The sequence below is a fragment of the Endothiovibrio diazotrophicus genome, assembly GCF_054657215.1.
The window spans coordinates 1-4134 of sequence record NZ_BAAHXB010000198.1 but is presented as its reverse complement, the minus strand read 5'-3'; the positions used below and the strand labels follow the sequence as shown (position 1 = coordinate 4134).

The 4134-nt window shown below is 64.6% G+C and carries 4 protein-coding genes; all 4 read left to right on the top strand.

Annotated elements, in window-relative coordinates; translation table 11 throughout:
- The first annotated feature begins 96 nt into the window (after window positions 1–96).
- The 4 genes from ACYQ2W_RS25315 to ACYQ2W_RS25300 all read left to right on the top strand — a co-directional run bounded on the left by ACYQ2W_RS25315 (window position 97) and on the right by ACYQ2W_RS25300 (window position 3617).
- A complete protein-coding gene (locus ACYQ2W_RS25315) occupies window positions 97–465 on the top strand; it encodes a Fic family protein (protein ID WP_459873667.1) in 369 nt (122 codons plus the stop codon).
- A gap of 233 nt (window positions 466–698) precedes the next feature.
- Window positions 699–1052, top strand: a complete 354-nt coding sequence (locus ACYQ2W_RS25310; RefSeq protein WP_459873665.1) for a hypothetical protein — start codon at window positions 699–701, stop codon at window positions 1050–1052.
- A complete protein-coding gene (locus ACYQ2W_RS25305; protein WP_459873663.1) occupies window positions 1021–1389 on the top strand; it encodes an HVO_A0114 family putative DNA-binding protein in 369 nt (122 codons plus the stop codon). Before ACYQ2W_RS25310 ends, ACYQ2W_RS25305 begins: the two co-directional genes overlap by 32 nt.
- Window positions 1390–1517: 128 nt before the next feature.
- Window positions 1518–3617 (top strand): methyl-accepting chemotaxis protein, encoded by a 2100-nt coding sequence (locus ACYQ2W_RS25300; RefSeq protein ID WP_459873661.1) that lies wholly within the window; start codon window positions 1518–1520, stop codon window positions 3615–3617.
- Window positions 3618–4134: the final 517 nt, after the last annotated feature.

Genomic DNA, 4134 nt, shown 5'->3' with positions numbered 1-4134 from the left:
ATGGGGCGTCGAGGCCGCGGTGGAGAGTCGCGGCGAACGGGAGGAGAAGGTCTTCCCGCTGCCGAAAGAGCTGGCCGGCGACAACGGTTAGCCGCGGTGACTTCCGTCAACCACCCGCTCTTCCCCTTCCTCGATGGCCTTGACGAGGGACTCAAGCGCGAAGTGATCGCCCAACTCCGCGACCTCTGGACCCACACCTCCACCGCCATCGAAGGCAACACCCTCACCCTCGGCGAGACCGCCTTCGTCCTCGCCGAGGGGCTGACCGTCGCCGGCAAGCCGCTGAAGGACCACCAGGAGGTGGTCGGCCACGCCCGCGCCATCGACCTGCTCTACCGGTTGCCCGACGAGCCCCGCCCGGTCACCGAAGAGGACCTCTTTCGGCTCCACAAGGCGGTTCAGACCGACATCGAACTGGACATCGACAAACCGATTGGCGCCTGGAAGGTGGAGCCCACAGGCTGACCCCATCGGATTTGTCGATCGTCTGCCGGAACGGGTGATTCTGGACGAAATCCAGCACGTACCCGAACTGTTCCGCTCCATCAGTTGCTCAACCTGAGCGAGATCGCCGCCCCGTTCCAGATTACCCGGCAGACCGTCAGCGCCTACTTCGCCCTGCTATGGAGTGGATCACTGCCTCGCCAAACCGATCAAACTCCGGTATCTTCCAGCCTGGATGTCAGGGAACCAGGCTGTTGGTCCGGAAGCCTCAACAACGAAAGGCGGCACGCCGCGACCAGCGGCTACAAGGGCATGTCGATCGCCACTACATTGACAAGCGCAGGGGGATCCTGCTGCAGCGAGTGGTTACCTCCAACGAGCGGGGCGAGGTGGTCGGCTACAGCCTGACGTACATTGATCCGACCCTTCATATGGGAGACAACGGCCGGGTGCTGGGCTACGACAATCGGCACGGCTACCACCATCGGCACTTCAAGGGATGGGTGGAACCCATCGAGTTTGAATCATTCGAGGCGCTGGAAAGGCGGTTCGAGCAAGAGGTGAGGGCGCTCTACGATGAAAACCACGGTCGGAACCGGAGACGTTGACGATTTCTTCTCCCGCGGGCGGGAGCTGGCGCGTGATCTGGATGCCGGGAAGAAGGTTCCGGAGTCCATCGTCATCACCTTCGAAAAGGCCCGCGACTTCCTCGAAGTGATGACCCCCCAGCGCCACCGTGTGATGGAGTGGGTCGCCCACCACCCCGGTACCATACGGGACATCTCCGATGGGCTGCGCCGAAACCCGGATGCGATTCGCAAGGACATCAAGCTCCTCGCCGGCTATGGCATCCTCACCATCCGTCGAAAAAAGAACCCCGGCCACGGCGTCGTCAACTGGATCGAGCCCGTCGCCAGGAAGATTGAGCTTCGGGCGTCCATCTGATTTTCAGCGCAAGCGGAAAGACCTGACCCTGGTGCCCGCTCGGCTGTAACGATGGCACGCCCCCCTGTTGAAGAATCACTCCCCACTCGCGGGACCGAAAGGGAAGAACAATGAATCAATCATCGAACATGAAACTGCGCACGAAACTGCTGCTCGGTTTCGCCGTCCCTCTGGCGGCCATCGTCATCATCGCCGCGGTGGTCTTCTCCAGCGTCAAGGGGATGATCGACGCCACCCACTGGGTCGACCACACCCACAGGGTGATCGCCGAGGGCAAGGCCATCGGCGCCGCCATGGTCGATATGGAGACCGGCATGCGCGGCTTCCTGGTGGCGGGCAAGGAGGTGTTCCTGGAGCCCTACAAGGGCGGCCAGAAGGCCTTCGACGACGTGGTCGGCAAGCTGAAACAGACGGTCAGCGACAACCCCACCCAGGTGAATCGCCTGGAGGGAATCGAGGCCCTGGAGCGGCAGTGGCTGAAGGAGGCCGCCGAGGTCAACATCAAGATCCGCCGCGAGGTGGTGAAGGGCGAGGCCGCCGCCCGGCGCTTCAAGGAGCTCTCCGCCCGCACCGTGGGCAAGGAGCACTTCGACGGCTTCCGCGCCGCCATCGCCAAGGTGGACAGCGCCTTCAAGCGCGCCGACGACGATGAGGGCTATCTCCTCACCACGCTGATCCTGATGGACATGATCAACCAGGAGACCGGCCAGCGCGGTTTCCTGCTCTCCGGCCAGGAGGCCTCCCTGGAGCCCTACGTCAACGGCCAGGCCGAGTTCAAGAAGCACGTGGCCGAGCTGCGCACCCATCTGGCCAACGCCTACGACCTCGACTACGACGTGGCGGCGGTGCGCACCGCCCTCGATCAAGCGGTGGAGAGGGCCGAGGGCTGGGCCCGCGACGCCGCCGAGCCCGAGATCGAGGCACGGCGCGAGATGAACAAGGTGACCGCCACCATGGACGACATCACCGCCGAGATCGAGAAGGGCACCGGCAAGAAGTACATGGACACCATCCGCGCGCGGATCAGCGAGTTCGTCGGCGAGGAGCAGAAGTTGATCAAGGTGCGCACCGACCGGGCCAACGACCTCGGCGACACCACCATCACCGTCAGCATCGCCGGCGCGCTCATCGCCATCGTCATCGTCGGTATCATCACCTTCTTCCTCACCCGCGGCGTGCAGCGTCAGCTGGGCGGCGAACCCGGCGAGATGCAGGGGATCAGCGAGAAGATCGCCGAGGGGGACCTGACCACGAGGTTCGAGGCGGGCGAGGCCACCGGCGTCTACTCCGCCATGCGCGAGATGAGTCAGAACCTCTCCCACATCGTCCAGCAGGTGCGCGAGGCCTCCGGTTCCATCGAGAGCGCCTCGGCGGAGATCGCCCAGGGCAACATCGACCTCAGCCAGCGCACCGAGGAGCAGGCCTCCAGTCTGGAGGAGACCGCATCGAGCATGGAGGAGCTCACCTCCACCGTGCGCCAGAACGCCGACAACGCCCGCCAGGCCAGCCGGTTGGCGGAGAGTGCCCGCGATGAGGCGGAACAGGGGGGCGAGGTGGTGGGCCGTGCGGTCACCGCCATGGGCGAGATCAACGCATCCAGCAAGCAGATCGCCGACATCATCGGCGTCATCGATGAGATCGCCTTCCAGACCAACCTGCTGGCGCTCAACGCCGCCGTGGAGGCGGCGCGGGCCGGCGAGCAGGGTCGCGGCTTCGCGGTGGTCGCCCAGGAGGTGCGCAAGCTGGCCCAGCGCTCCGCCGACTCGGCCAAGGAGATCTCCGACCTGATCAAGGACTCGGTGTCCAAGGTGGAGGAGGGTTCCAAGCTGGTCAACGCCTCGGGCGATGCCCTCAGCGGCATCCTCGACGGGGTGAAGAAGGTGACCGACATCGTCTCCGAGATCGCCGCCGCCAGCGCTGAGCAGTCCTCCGGCATCGAGCAGGTGAACAAGGCGGTCACCCAGATGGACGAAATGACCCAGCAGAACGCCGCCCTGGTGGAAGAGGCCGCCGCCGCCTCCAAGTCCATGGAGGAGCAGGCCGAGGCGCTGCAGAAGTTGATGGGCTTCTTCAAGGTGGAAGGCCCCGCCGGCGCCCCCACACTGGCCCCCGCCAAGCGCGCCGCCTCCCGCCCGGCGGCGCGCCCGGCACCGGCCAAGAAGCTGACGGCGCCCAAGACGGCCGGCGCCTCCGCGAGGGGTAGCGACGAGGAGTGGGAGGAGTTCTAACCTCTCCCCTATCGGGAGCGGGACACTCCGGCTCTTGCTTGGCCTTGGTGCAGAGCTTCCTCTGTAGCGTCCTGATCCTCTCCGGGGTTACTAGCGACATGGCTGTTGTCCGTCACCCTGAACCGCTGACCACCACCTGTTTTTTCCCGGATTGATTCCTGGCCCGTACGGGAGTGGTGGTGGGAAACCGCGCGATGAGCGGAAAAGGGGTCAGGCCTTTCCTGTTGTTTTTTTCAATAGAATTCGTTTCCACCGAATCGCCTGGAAGACGGCTTGGGCTGTGCCGGCTACTCCGGTCCCGAGAAGAGCTTTGAGGGGATGGAGTCGGGGATCACCGAAGCGCTACGTCGTCAGTGGCGGGATGAGCAGGGCACAGCCGTCGCCGAGCCACCCGTCCGGTATGACCGGTCGTGATCGTGGTCGATACCAACGTGCTGGTCCGTTACGTCACCAACGACGATCCGGCCCAGGCGCGGGCATTGATGGAAGAGGTTGCTTCTTCGTTTCGGTTACTTAG

Bases quoted from the DNA above. Each gene is read 5' to 3' on its own strand.
- ACYQ2W_RS25300 (WP_459873661.1), top strand. From the start codon at position 1,518: ATGAAACTGCGCACGAAACTGCTGCTCGGTTTCGCCGTCCCTCTGGCG.
- ACYQ2W_RS25305 (WP_459873663.1), top strand. From the start codon at position 1,021: ATGAAAACCACGGTCGGAACCGGAGACGTTGACGATTTCTTCTCCCGC.